Annotated in this window: 11 protein-coding genes and 1 tRNA gene; 2 read left to right on the top strand and 10 right to left on the bottom strand. The window is 63.4% G+C overall.

Features of this window, described 5'->3' with window-relative positions; all coding sequences use genetic code 11:
• Positions 1 to 114: 114 nt before the first annotated feature.
• The 5 genes from thsB to ACNSN4_RS02250 all read right to left on the bottom strand — a co-directional run bounded on the left by thsB (position 115) and on the right by ACNSN4_RS02250 (position 3341).
• Positions 115 to 1749 (bottom strand): thermosome subunit beta, encoded by a 1635-nt coding sequence (gene thsB, locus ACNSN4_RS02270; protein WP_418284356.1) that lies wholly within the window; start codon positions 1747 to 1749, stop codon positions 115 to 117.
• A gap of 522 nt (positions 1750 to 2271) precedes the next feature.
• Entirely contained in the window at positions 2272 to 2448 is a 177-nt protein-coding gene (locus tag ACNSN4_RS02265) for a hypothetical protein (protein ID WP_418284136.1), read from the bottom strand.
• Positions 2449 to 2565: 117 nt separating this feature from the next.
• Positions 2566 to 2647 (bottom strand) — tRNA-Ser (locus ACNSN4_RS02260).
• Between the two features lie 27 nt (positions 2648 to 2674).
• Positions 2675 to 2959 (bottom strand): DUF7981 family protein, encoded by a 285-nt coding sequence (locus ACNSN4_RS02255; RefSeq protein ID WP_418284135.1) that lies wholly within the window; start codon positions 2957 to 2959, stop codon positions 2675 to 2677.
• Position 2960: 1 nt separating this feature from the next.
• Entirely contained in the window at positions 2961 to 3341 is a 381-nt protein-coding gene (locus ACNSN4_RS02250) for a Rid family detoxifying hydrolase (protein WP_418284134.1), read from the bottom strand.
• 170 nt (positions 3342 to 3511) lie between these two features.
• On the opposite strand from ACNSN4_RS02250, the gene ACNSN4_RS02245 reads away from it, so the two are divergent.
• Positions 3512 to 3970 (top strand): DUF7577 domain-containing protein, encoded by a 459-nt coding sequence (locus ACNSN4_RS02245; protein WP_418284133.1) that lies wholly within the window; start codon positions 3512 to 3514, stop codon positions 3968 to 3970.
• Positions 3971 to 4091: 121 nt separating this feature from the next.
• Here ACNSN4_RS02245 and ubaA read toward each other — a convergent pair whose 3' ends face one another.
• Together ubaA and ACNSN4_RS02235 are read right to left on the bottom strand one after the other, a co-directional pair.
• The gene (gene ubaA, locus ACNSN4_RS02240; protein ID WP_418284132.1) at positions 4092 to 4904 is read right to left on the bottom strand and encodes an SAMP-activating enzyme E1; all 813 of its coding nucleotides are present in this window, start codon (positions 4902 to 4904) and stop codon (positions 4092 to 4094) included.
• Between the two features lie 215 nt (positions 4905 to 5119).
• Positions 5120 to 5710 carry a 50S ribosomal protein L15e gene (locus tag ACNSN4_RS02235; RefSeq protein WP_418284131.1) on the bottom strand — a complete coding sequence of 197 codons (591 nt, stop codon included), beginning with the start codon at positions 5708 to 5710 and terminating at the stop codon, positions 5120 to 5122.
• A gap of 194 nt (positions 5711 to 5904) precedes the next feature.
• Here ACNSN4_RS02235 and ACNSN4_RS16540 point away from each other — a divergent pair, with 194 nt between their 5' ends.
• Positions 5905 to 6195: a hypothetical protein gene (locus ACNSN4_RS16540; RefSeq protein WP_496923281.1), complete on the top strand. Its 291-nt coding sequence runs from the start codon at positions 5905 to 5907 to the stop codon at positions 6193 to 6195.
• A 121-nt stretch (positions 6196 to 6316) separates the two neighbouring features.
• Here ACNSN4_RS16540 and ACNSN4_RS02230 read toward each other — a convergent pair whose 3' ends face one another.
• From ACNSN4_RS02230 to ACNSN4_RS02220, 3 genes are all read right to left on the bottom strand, one after another.
• On the bottom strand, positions 6317 to 6748 hold the full coding sequence (locus ACNSN4_RS02230) for a type II toxin-antitoxin system VapC family toxin (RefSeq protein WP_418284130.1): 432 nt from the start codon (positions 6746 to 6748) through the stop codon (positions 6317 to 6319).
• Entirely contained in the window at positions 6749 to 7021 is a 273-nt protein-coding gene (locus tag ACNSN4_RS02225; protein ID WP_418284129.1) for an AbrB/MazE/SpoVT family DNA-binding domain-containing protein, read from the bottom strand.
• 895 nt (positions 7022 to 7916) lie between these two features.
• Positions 7917 to 10766, bottom strand: coding sequence for a BGTF surface domain-containing protein (locus tag ACNSN4_RS02220; protein ID WP_418284128.1), 2850 nt, complete (start codon positions 10764 to 10766; stop codon positions 7917 to 7919).
• Positions 10767 to 10878: the final 112 nt, after the last annotated feature.

Here is a 10878-nt window from a genome sequence, read left to right as displayed (position 1 = left end):
CACACGCTACGGGCGCTGATCCGAGCCGGAAGGCGCGTGGTATCAAAAAAACGAGTGTGTTCACAGAACACGGTACGACGCGGTCGGAGCGAAGGGATGTGGCCTTCCTGCCAGTTACATCGCACCGCCCATGCCGCCCATCCCGCCCATGCCGCCCATCCCGCCGGGGGCGCCGCCCTCGTCGTCGCCGCCGGACGTCGACAGGTCACCCGCGGAGATGATGTCGTCGATTTTCAACACGAGGTTCGCCGCCTCGGTGGCGGAAGCGATGGCCTGCTCTTTCGCGTGGGCCGTCTCGACGACGCCCGCTTCGGTCGTGTTCTCGACTTCGCCGGAGAAGACGTTCAGCCCGGCGTCGGTCTCACCGGCCTCGTGGGCCGCGCGGAGGTCGACGAGCAGGTCGATGGAGTCGAGCCCGGCGTTCTCAGCGAGCACGCGCGGAATCAGTTCGAGCGAGTCGGCGAACGCCTCGACGGCGAGCTGCTCGCGGCCGGAGACGGAGTCGGCGTAATCGCGGAGCCGACTCGCGAGTTCGACTTCGATGGCGCCGCCGCCGGGGAGCGTCCGCCCGTCGGAGACGGTCGTCGCGACCACGTCGATCGCGTCCTCGATACCGCGCTCGATCTCGTCGACGACGTGCTCGGTGGTGCCGTACAGGAGGAGCGTGACGCCGTGGGCGTCCTCGCCCTCGACGTAGAACAGCTCTTCTTCGGTGTCACGGGTGATCGACCCGACCGCGAGGTCCTCCGCCGTGAGCGAGTCGAGATCGCTGACGATCGGCGCGCCGAGGACGTTCTTGAGGAACGCGAGGTCGGACTTCTTCGTGCGGCGGATCGCGAGGATGCCCTCCTTCGCGAGGTAGTGCTGTGCGAGGTCGTCGATGCCCTTCTGACAGAAGACGACGTCGGCGCCCGAGTCGACGATCTGGTCGACCTTCTCGCGGAGCTGCTTTTCCTCCTGATCGAGGAACTTCTGGAGCTGGTCGGGGGAGTCGACGCTGACGGCGGTGTCGACGTCGGCCTCCTCGACCTCGATCGGGTCGTTGAGAAGCAGAACGTTCGCCGCCTCGAAGTCGGTCGGCATGTCCTCGTGGACCGGGTCCTTGTCGATGACTGCGCCCGAGAGGAGCCGAGACTGCCCGGCTGCGCGGCCGGTACGGGTCTCGATGTTGAGGTTCGCCAGATCGACGACGTGCGAGCCGTCGTCGGCCTCGACGGTGACGCCCTGAATCGCGCGAACGACCAGGTCGGCGAGCGTCTCCTTGTCGAGCTCGGCGCCCTTGCCGGTCATGGACGTCTCGGCGACGTTTTTGAGCGTCTCGGTGTCGTCGGGGTCGACCGCGGTGGCGACCTCGTCGACCTGCTCACGGGCGTACTCGCTCGCGAGGTTGAAGCCCTTGATGACGGCGGTCGGGTGGATATCCTGTTCGAGGAGATCCTGGGCGTTCTTGAGGAGTTCGCCCGCGATGGCGACCGCGCTCGTCGTACCGTCGCCAGCCTCGTCCTCCTGGGTCTGGGCGACTTCGACGATCATCTCGGCGGTCGGGTTGTCGATGTCCATCGTCTGCAGGATGGTGACGCCGTCGTTCGTGATGGTGACGTCGCCCATCGAGTCGACGAGCATCTTGTCCATTCCCTTCGGCCCGAGCGTCGAGCGTACGGACTCGGCGACGCCGCGCGCCGCGGAGATGTTGTACTCCTGTGCGTCCTTGTCCTTGACGCGTTGGGCATCGTCGCCCATAATGATCATCGGCTGACCCTGCTGCATTCGCTGGCTCATACAGCGTTTGATTGTTTGTGATTCTATATAAATCCACCGTTGCTGAACGGGGACGGTGCATCGGCTTCCCGACTCAGTCAGGCCACAAAACCGCACGACTTGACGGCTATCGCCAGTCTCTCATGCGGGTCGTTAGCACAAACCGCGTCGCCGCTCGAAGCGAGTAGATAGTCCTATTTATATATCCGATCGCCGGTGAACGCGTGCAGCCCGTGGAGCCGCGGGGCCGACCATCGCGGCACACGTGGTGAGGGTGCGCGGCGAGGACGCGGAGCGAGGGTACACAATGAGGAGGCGTAACGAAGGACCGCTGCGAGAACCCGTAACGCGGACGTATAACGAGGACGCGCCGCTACCGAGAGCGCCCGGCGCGAGCAGCGCACACCACCCGCAATCCGCGCGTGGCGGTCGTCACCGCGCGCCCGCAGCGCGTCGGTCCGCGACTTCGTGTACCAGCATCTGTTCGGTAAGAGAGTTCGACCGGCCGTGAGTTCACCAGTCGACTTCGGCCGCCTCGTCGACGTCGGAGAGATACTCGGTGTCGAGGTCGTCGAGCGTCGGCTCCGGCGGTTCGTCGGCGGCAGCGAGCTCGCGTCGATTGAGGTGGCTTTCCAGCTGTCGGCGCTTGTTTCGCCCCTTCCGCTCGCGGCCCGATTTTGTGTCTGGCATCGTCAGCCGTGTCAACAACACCCACACTAATGAATCTTCTGTCAGTGTGCGAATGCGTCGGGTTGGCAGGACGGGGCGTGTGGCGGCGGCTCAGGGAAGGAGAGTCACAGCAGGAGACGCCAGGAGAGGGATTTGAACCCCCGATCCCGGAAGGGAACACGCTTTCCAGGCGTGCGCCTTACCACTCGGCCATCCTGGCTCATCCCGAGATAATCCGGTGAGACTGTTAAGTCCTTCTTTTCGCCCGGAGTCGGTACTCCGTCGCGTACGCGAGTCCGCCCGACACGACGGCGATCGTCCCCGCGATCGGGAACAGTCCGGCGTACGCGAACGGCAACGCGCCGCCGACGAGCAGGTACCCCTGTGCGAGCACGAGGAACGCGAACCCGCCTACCAACCCCCACAGCACGGCCGACTTGGCTCGGACACGTCGTGTCAGCGGAGCACCCGGAGCCTCTCGAACTGCGGCCGCGTTCGACTCCGGAGGTCCCTCGCTATCCCCGTCACTCACGCTACTCAACGACCGCGACGGCCTCGATCTCGACGCCGGCGCCCTTCGGGAGCGCCCCCGCCTGTACCGCCGAGCGGGCCGGCGGCGACTCGTCGAAGTAACCGGCGTACGTCTCGTTCATCTCGTCGAAGTCGTCGATGTCGGCGAGGAAGACCGTCGTCTTGAGCACGTCCGCGGGCGACGCGCCTGCCTCGTCCAGCACGGCCACGAGGTTGTCGAGCGCCTGCTCGGTCTGCACCGCCACGGACTCGTCGACGAGGAGGTCGCCGTCGGGCGTCAACGGAATCTGCCCGGCGGTGAAGACGAGGTCGCCGTTCGTCGTCGCCTGACTGTACGCGCCGACCGCTTCCGGGGCCGCGTCCGTGTGGATCGTCTCTTTCATGCAGGTCGGCGTTCGGCGGGCACCACTAAGAGTGCGGGGGACTGCGAGCGGCTACGCGTGCCGACCGCGACAGGAGACGAGCTCGACTACCGCCCGCCTCTCGATCCGATTCGTGTCGAGTGGTATCACGCACCGTTGTGTATATACGGATCAGTCTCTATGGTTCACCTATGACGGGAGGCCACCTCGTCCCCCTGCTCGCGGTTCTCGGCACGGTGGTCCTGCTCAACCTCGCGATCACCTGGCTGTTGGTCCGGTGGGACCGCGACCCCGCCGAGCTGCTGGGGTCCGCCCGGTACGCCCCCGAAGACGCGACGGCCGACTCGGAGCCCGCTGAAGACGGCGGGACCGACGCACGCGACAGCGAAGCCGCCCGGTCGTCAGAGGGGACGGAGCCGACCACGCTCAGGACCTCCGCGGGCACCGAGCTACGGCTCTCCGGTCCGGGATCCGACGGGGAGAGCGACCCTCCCCCGCTCGATGTCGCGGGCGAGGCGGTGATTTGTCGTCACTGCGGTGCTGAAAACCGCCCGGGATACCGGTACTGCCGGTGGTGCGTCCGCTCCGAGTTCGTCGACGAGGAGTCGGGCGTCGCCGCGGGGGCGACGATGACCGAACGATCGCTGTGAGCGGCGGCACGGGACCGATCGACGCCGACGCGCGTCGGCGTCGCTGCGAGCCGGTATCGATGCGAGCCCGCGTCGCTCCGAATCGATGTCGATGCGAGCCGATGTCGACGCGAGTCGGTCGTTAGTCCGCGTCGATCCGGCAGCCGCCCGCGTAGTCGATCCCCGCTATCGTCTCGATGCCCTCCTCGCCGCAGACGGGACAGTCCGGGTTGCGTCGGTACGAGACGGTCTCGAAGCTCATGTCCATCGCGTCGTAAAACAGGAGCCGACCGCCGAGCGGCTCGCCCGCGTCGAGCAGGAGCTTGACGGCCTCCGTCGCTTGGATGCAGCCGACGGTCCCCGGAAGCACACCGAGGACGCCCGTGGTCGCGCAGTCGGGGACCGTTCCGGGCTCGGGCGGCTCCGGGAACAGACACCGATAGCAGGGGCCGTCGGGGACGAGCGTCGTCGCCTGCCCCTCGAACTTGTAGATGGCGCCGTGGACCACGGGGACGCCCTCGATCCGGGACACGTCGTTGACGACGTAGCGGGTCCGGAAGTTGTCCGCGCAGTCGACGACGAGGTCGTAGTCGCCGATCAGCTCGCGGGCGTTCCCTTCGTCGAGGCGCGTCTCGTGGGGCTCCACGTCGATGTCGGGGTTGAGTCGGTCGACGTACCGCGCCGCCGACTCGACCTTCGGCTCGCCCACGTCGGCGTCCCCGTGGATCACCTGCCGCTGGAGGTTCGAGCGCTCGACGACGTCGTCGTCGACGATCCCGAGCGTTCCGACCCCCGCGGCCGCGAGGTACTGGATGACCGGCGCGCCGAGCCCGCCCGCGCCGACCACGAGGACGCGGCCGTCGAGCAGACGCTTCTGGCCCTCCGGGCCGACCTCGTCCATGATGACGTGTCTGGAGTAGCGGTCGAGCTGCGTCGCGTCGAGGGAGAGACTCATGCGTTGGTGTGGGCGGGCGCAGCGTATAATCGTGTTCCCGGCCCAGTGGGTCGGCGGCGACGAAGCGGTGCGGCGACGAAGCGGACAGACGACGCAGCGAGCTGGCGACGCAACGAACTGACGACGCCGCCGACGCTCTGGCGACGCCGTCGCTCAGTGTGTGAAAAAACTGAGAAATCGTCGCGCTCGGCGCGGTCCGGGCGGTCAGGGCGGGCTTACTTGCCCTGTCGGTCGTTACCGGTGACGCTCGGGCGGGTCTTCTCCGTGCCCTTGCCGCGTTTCCGCTGACCGCGGCCCTTCGTGCCGGCAGAGGTGAGTCCGCGGAAGGCGCGACCCTTGTGGTCGTCCGAGGCGATCCAGCCGAGGTCGCCGTCGTTCTCGATCGCGGGGTGTGCCGGATCGACGAGGATCACTTCGTGCCACTTCTGGGAGCCGTCTTCACCGACCCAGTAGGAGTTGAGCACGCGGAGATTGCGGTACTTGCGCGAGGCGCGCTCCTCGGCGATGCGCTGGATCGACTTGCGTCGCGAGAGGCGGTTGACACCCTGACGCTTCGAGCGGCGCCCGGCCTTGTGGCGCTGCTTGCGCGAGCCGCCCTTGCGGACGCTCACGCGGGCGACGATAACGCCCTGCTTGGCCTTGTAGCCGAGCTCACGGGCCTTGTCGAGACGGGTGGGGCGCTCGATGCGCTCGATAGCGCCCTGGTCGCGCCAGTCCTGTTTGCGCTGCCACTGCAGCTCCGCGAGTTTCCCCTCCTTGGGGGACTGCCATGCCTCCTTGATGTGCGAGTAGAAACTTCGTGCCATGTGTTGTCCGCGGACGGTTGCGATTCAGCCGCGAGGCGGCCACATTTCGTCTCGTCCCGGAGCGGGGCGAGCGGAGCGACCTCCGCGTCGCGACCCGGCTCCGGCGGCGAGTGCCCGCTGTGTCCGCACCAGCGAGTTGCCCGTACTTCCCGCGGTTCGCCCTTAACCGCTTCGCTACGGGGCTCGCGTGGGTGATGGTGGCACGGACGGGGCGGGGCGATCGAATGCGGTGGCCAGCGATCGAGTATACCACGCTGTGCGACTGTGGTCACCGCAACGAATACGTGAATTCGACGAGAATTGTCTATTTGAAGACGACATCCAGTACCGATTCAACGACCCCGAGCGATGACGAGTTTCACCGTCTGTACGAGCGGTTCCGTTCGACCGAAACCGACGAAGAACGTCGTGGGATCGCACTCGAAACGGGCGCACTCGACAGGCAACGCCACGCAGAGACCTACGAACGGCTCGGAGCCGAGTAGCGCCGCGGCCCACAGCGAACACGTCGGAGGTTCAACGTCGCCGAATCGAACTGTAATGAGCGAGGGCACCGACTTCGGGCCGCGTTGGTCTCATCGGACGCATCAGTGGAGTTAGTCACGGTCAGTTGAACGGGTTATGGGGTGTCTCCAGTCGAGTAATACCCTCGATTTCGTCGAAGTTGTCATCGAACGAGTACAGGTACTCGATATCCGTCCGACGCATATACGCAGCGATGGTTGCATCACCGAATGAGAGATTCGTGTACGTCTCGAAGAGTTCCGTAGCGTTGGTGAAGTCTTTTTGTGCACAGTGAACTAGCTCGAAGCCAGCCGAATCAGCGAGACGGCGCTTCAGGTCTTCGGCGATTTCGTGTCGTTGTCGCTCGTGGATCCAGTTCAGCGACTCCAATAGCACGTAGTTTGTAACTCGGGCAGTCGGGAGATCACCGCTATCGATGGCATAGATGATGCGCTCCGCCCGTTCATGGCGGGTGCCCGGACTGGTGTCTTTGTAGTCGATGAGAATGTTGGAATCGATTACCGCGACCGTCATTCAGGGATTCTCCGCAAATGCGGGATCTTCCTCGTTCCCAGCGAGATCGTGTGTTTCGAGGCTGTCACCGCCCATCGGGGCCTTCATTTCGTCATCGTCGAACGCGCCGTATCGCTGCTTGACGACCTCCACGGAGAGGGTGCCCGCTTCATCGGTGTTCCACCGGAGTTTGTCGCCGGGCTCGATGTCGAGGCGTCGACGGAGCTCCGCCGGGATCGTGACCATACCCCGGTCGCTGACTGTGGTTTCTTGGGAGGTATCCTCAGTTGCCATACGCAGCGGTACACGCTCGCATGCAATACATGTTGCGCCGCATGTGTGAATACGGAAGACCAGTCAGTCCTCGATTCCCAACCGCTCACAGGCACCTTCAACGCCCATCCGAACGGGTTCGAGGCTGCGCTCACGAACAAACTCCTCCCTCAAAGCGTCGAAGGCGCTCGGGGTGAGGTAGTTGACACGAGATACGGAGCAGGTGATCGACCGAGTTTTTCCGTAGATCGATTCGAAGGCCCGCCGAGCCGTATCGAACGATCGCGGTCGCATTCGCGGTAATCGGTGACTGCAGCCGTCACCGTCTCCGTTTTCAGTCGTCGGAATCACGCGCGTCGTGGACCAGCCGTGTCACGTCGTCCAACGAGAGTGCGGTGTCGTCGGCTCGCTCGGAAATACACGTTCTCGGAACTCCGTGACAGATGAAAGCTCGGTTGTTTTCAACACGAGTCCGTACTCGATCGGTATCACCAGTGGTTTCGTGCCCCGTTCGAGGCCGAGCCGCGCGCGGAGGCGGCTCGGGGTCGTGATATGTTCGTACGTGACCGGTCGAAACGACCGGAGTCCCACCGAGCGGGCCGCACGGCTCACGGGCGCGGCACGGCGCAAAAACGTGGGGTCCTCTGTCGTCGGGCGGGCGGCGCACCGGTCTCGATGCCAAGTCGGGATAGTGGCGCGCTCGCGACTCCACCGTCCAACGACAGATCATGAACCGCGAGCAACCGGCTAATAGTTTCCGGGCGTGGCAAGCGTTACTGTCTGTAGTCATGTGGGTGACAGTACCTCGGAGCGCGGCGCCGTCGCTGGCCGAGCAGCCCGATAAAGAAAAACCGCAAGGAGTCGGCCCGTGAGGGCCGATGGTTAGTCGACGCGTGTCGCGTCCGTAGTAGCGACGTTAGTCGTTACGGCGGGTCGCGAGCAGCGCGGCGGCGATGAGCGCGACGAGTGCGACGATGGCACCGAAGCCAGGCGTCGTGTCGTCCGTCTCATCGTCGTCGGCCGTGTCGTCGTCCGCTGCGGTGTCGTCGTCGTCCGCGGCGGAGTCGTCATCGGTTGCGTCGTCATCGTCTGCTGCGTCGTCGTCGTCCGCTGCGTCATCGTCATCGGCAGCGTCGTCGTCGTCCACAGCGTCGTCGTCGTCGACGTCGTCATCGTCGTCGACGGTCGACTCGATGACAAGGCCGTCTTCTTCAGCGTCGAAGTTGGCTCCACGGACGCGGACCGTGAACGTGTCGTCCACGGAGGCGTCACTGAAGTCCATCTCGCCCGCGAACGTACCGTCACTGTCGACGGTCACGTCCTCAGCCGTGATGGTGAAGCGCGGCGAGACTCCGGTGTCGGAGCGGACGCGCAGGTTGAACTCGTTGCCGGGCGCAACGTTCGTGGTGCCCGAGATGACCTGACCCTCCTCAGGTGCGACTTCGACCGGCGTGTCGAATTCGCCGTCAGCCTCTTCGTACGTGAAGGTTGTCTCGATCGACTCGTAGAAGTCCGAGACATCGTTGTCTTCGAGTTCGTCCTCGTCAACGTTGAGGAGCTTCTCGTCCTTCAGGCGGAGGCGCACTTCGAATTCGTCACCGTCTTCGATGTCGCGGTCCGCAGCGTCACGGTTGTTGTCTGCGATGTTGGCCGTGAAGGCGTCAACGTCGAAGGCGATGAAGTACGCGTCCTCGCCCTCAACAACGGTCAGCTCGTCGGCGTTAGCCGAGACGTTGAACGTCTTGCGCGGCTGGTTCGGCGATGCGGAGGCAGACGTCTCGCGGATGCGGACGTCGATACCTTCCTCATCAACATTAAGGTTCGTGAGTGCACCAGCGAGGCCGTCATTGGCGCTCGAGATGCCCTCAAGACCGGACGCGTCAAGCTCGTGGATGATGACGTCACCGTCAGTGACGGTGTCCGTCTGAGTCACCGCACCAGCGTCGACGGCGTCGAGAACGGCGTCAGCCTGTTCATCTTCGTCTTCATCAGTAACGTCACTGAAGTTGTCGGACGAAGCGGTCCAGATGTTGAACTCGTTGAACGAGCGCTCTTCGAGCTCGAAGTCGCCGATGGCGTCACCGCGATCGTTCGCGATCGCCTCGTGGCTTTCAGAGTCGACTTCCATCGGGTAGTCACCAGTCGCGAGGAGCTGACCACCGAGGTCAGTCTGCGCATCTTGGTTACCACCGTCAGTGAAGAGTTCGACGCTCGGATCGATGTCGTCGTCGTCGTGCTCGCTCTCAACGGTCACGAGATCGTCTTCGTTGTCAACGTCGCCAGCAAGGTACGTGTTGAAGCCAATCGTGACTTCCTCAGCACCGTCGGATTCGACTGTGGCGTTGGCCTCGTAGCCAACCTCGTCAAATTCACCGAGGCGCAGGTACGCAGTCTCCTGTGCTTCGGAGAAGGTGATTGTAATCTCGACAACGTCACCCTGCTGGTCAGCGACGAAGCTGTCAGCGAAGCCGACGTCGCCTTCGCCAACGTCGATCACTTCGATCGAGTCAGTGTCCTCGCCGGTCGAGTCGAAGGCCGTCACTTCGAACTCGTAGTCGTCAGCATCGATGTCGTCGAAGTCAGCCTCTTCGAGGTTCTCCGCGTTGGAGAGGATGATGGACTCATCGTCCTCGTTGAGGATGTACTCGTTGTCGTTGGAGCGGAAGTTCTGGTGGATAGCGAAGCGGTCGAGGTCGCCCTCGGACGTTTCGAAGTCACCAGTGCGGTCCGTGTGGCTGACGTTGAAGATGCTTTCGAGATCTTCTTCGTCGAGGCCGTCCGCGGTTACCTCAACCGCGTACGTGTTACGGATGTCGGAGTTAACGTCGAACTCAACGGTGGTGTCGCCCTGGTTGTCGACACTGCTTTCGTCGAAGCTGAACTCAAGGTCCTGAACAACGTGCTCGAAGACGAGTTCGCTGTTAGTGTCCGCATCGTCGCCCCGCGTACCGTCCGTAATGGCCAGCTGGCCTTCCGCACGGTTCGTGGTGTCAACGAGGACGTGATCTTCGCCCTGGTAGGTCTCAATCGATAGGACCGGACCGGGGCCTTCAAGGTCACCGTCTTCGTCGACATTACGGATCTGAAGGTCGTCATCGTCGTAGGCCGAACCATCAACATTCAGAATGAACGACTGTCCCTGATAGACAGTCGGGTCCGACGCAGTGCTCAGATCGCGATCGAAGTCGCTCTCGTCGATCGTGTCACCAGACGTGTCTGCTCCGAGAGTGTATGCGTTGGTCAGCGTATCAGACGTCTTGGCAGCGGCAGGGGCACTGCTGCCATCGTCCTCGTGGAGTCCGAGAGTGACGTCGTAGTCACCAGCGGTGTCACCGTTTGTGACATCCTGGATGATCACGTCAAGGCTATTGGTACTCTCGAACGTCTGCGTACCGTCCAGTGCAACGATTACCGTATCACCAGCGGTGTCGTAGAGTGCGTTCGAGTCTGCCTCAACGTTCGTTCCATCGATATTGACTGAGACATCATCGTCATTGATGTTGCTCAGGTCGATGTTAGGCTGATCGCTAAGATCAACCGAAACGAACGCAACGTCACTTGTTGTCGAGTCTACACTAAATTCGGTTGTGTAGTCGACGTTGTCAGCATTTGCAGTATCATCACTGATGCTGACATCGTCGACAGACACGTTACCGGCTGCTGCGACAGGCGCAGCTGCGAAGCCGACTGCGACCATGGAGACGACCATGACCGCAGCGAAGAAGACCGCATTGGCCTTCTTGCGTGTTGTATTGTCGTTTGTCATTGTTGTTGTGTGTTGTCTGCATCGACCACAGCAGCTTTCCCGTCACCTTCGAGTCGCGCCCGATCGTCGTCGCCGCCAACATCATCATCAGAGTGCGACCGGACTCGGTTCT

Origin of the sequence: Halorubrum marinum (assembly GCF_048381195.1) — an archaeon.
Taxonomy (GTDB): Archaea; Halobacteriota; Halobacteria; order Halobacteriales; family Haloferacaceae; genus Halorubrum.
This window is presented reverse-complemented; position numbering and strand designations above follow the sequence as displayed.

Bases quoted from the DNA above. Each gene is read 5' to 3' on its own strand.
- thsB (WP_418284356.1), bottom strand. From the start codon at position 1,749: ATGATCATTATGGGCGACGATGCCCAACGCGTCAAGGACAAGGACGCA.
- ACNSN4_RS02265 (WP_418284136.1), bottom strand. From the start codon at position 2,448: ATGCCAGACACAAAATCGGGCCGCGAGCGGAAGGGGCGAAACAAGCGC.
- ACNSN4_RS02250 (WP_418284134.1), bottom strand. From the start codon at position 3,341: ATGAAAGAGACGATCCACACGGACGCGGCCCCGGAAGCGGTCGGCGCG.
- ACNSN4_RS02245 (WP_418284133.1), top strand. From the start codon at position 3,512: ATGACGGGAGGCCACCTCGTCCCCCTGCTCGCGGTTCTCGGCACGGTG.
- ubaA (WP_418284132.1), bottom strand. From the start codon at position 4,904: ATGAGTCTCTCCCTCGACGCGACGCAGCTCGACCGCTACTCCAGACAC.
- ACNSN4_RS02235 (WP_418284131.1), bottom strand. From the start codon at position 5,710: ATGGCACGAAGTTTCTACTCGCACATCAAGGAGGCATGGCAGTCCCCC.
- ACNSN4_RS16540 (WP_496923281.1), top strand. From the start codon at position 5,905: ATGGTGGCACGGACGGGGCGGGGCGATCGAATGCGGTGGCCAGCGATC.
- ACNSN4_RS02230 (WP_418284130.1), bottom strand. From the start codon at position 6,748: ATGACGGTCGCGGTAATCGATTCCAACATTCTCATCGACTACAAAGAC.
- ACNSN4_RS02225 (WP_418284129.1), bottom strand. From the start codon at position 7,021: ATGGCAACTGAGGATACCTCCCAAGAAACCACAGTCAGCGACCGGGGT.
- ACNSN4_RS02220 (WP_418284128.1), bottom strand. From the start codon at position 10,766: ATGACAAACGACAATACAACACGCAAGAAGGCCAATGCGGTCTTCTTC.